Source organism: Corallococcus praedator (assembly GCF_003612125.1).
GTDB classification, from domain to species: Bacteria; Myxococcota; Myxococcia; order Myxococcales; family Myxococcaceae; genus Corallococcus; species Corallococcus praedator.
This window is the reverse complement of record NZ_RAWI01001028.1, coordinates 1-447: the sequence shown is the minus strand read 5'-3', so window position 1 is coordinate 447 and position 447 is coordinate 1. Positions and strand designations below refer to the sequence as shown.

Annotated in this window: 1 protein-coding gene; it reads left to right on the top strand. The window is 67.6% G+C overall.

Going from position 1 to position 447, the window contains the following annotated elements; translation table 11 throughout:
* Positions 1-22: 22 nt before the first annotated feature.
* A partial coding sequence (locus tag D7Y13_RS42890) for a right-handed parallel beta-helix repeat-containing protein (protein WP_208734635.1) occupies positions 23-447 on the top strand: 425 nt, incomplete at its 3' end.

Genomic DNA, 447 nt, shown 5'->3' with positions numbered 1-447 from the left:
GGACGGCATGAACTTCAGCGCGATGGACGGGGTCGTCATCGAGGGCAACCGCCTGCACGACTTCCGCGCCTCGCCGACCTCCGCCGACCACCCCGACATGATCCAGTTCTGGACCAACGGCACCAGGACGCCCACCCGGGACGTCATCATCCGCGACAACGTCCTCGACATCGGCAACGGCACCGCCACGCAGTCGATCTTCATGCGCAACGACCAGGTGGACCGCGGCGAGGCGGGGCGCGAGATGTTCTACCGCAACGTCACCATCGAGGACAACGTCATCGTCAACGGCGCGGCCAACGGCCTGGTGGTGGGCGAGACCGACGGGCTGGTGGTGCGCAACAACACCGTGCTGCGCGGCGAGGGCGTCCGCAAGGACGGCGTCGGCGCCTCCGAGACCCCCCTCATCAAGATCGCCGACAAGAGCGTGGGCGTGGTGATCGAGAG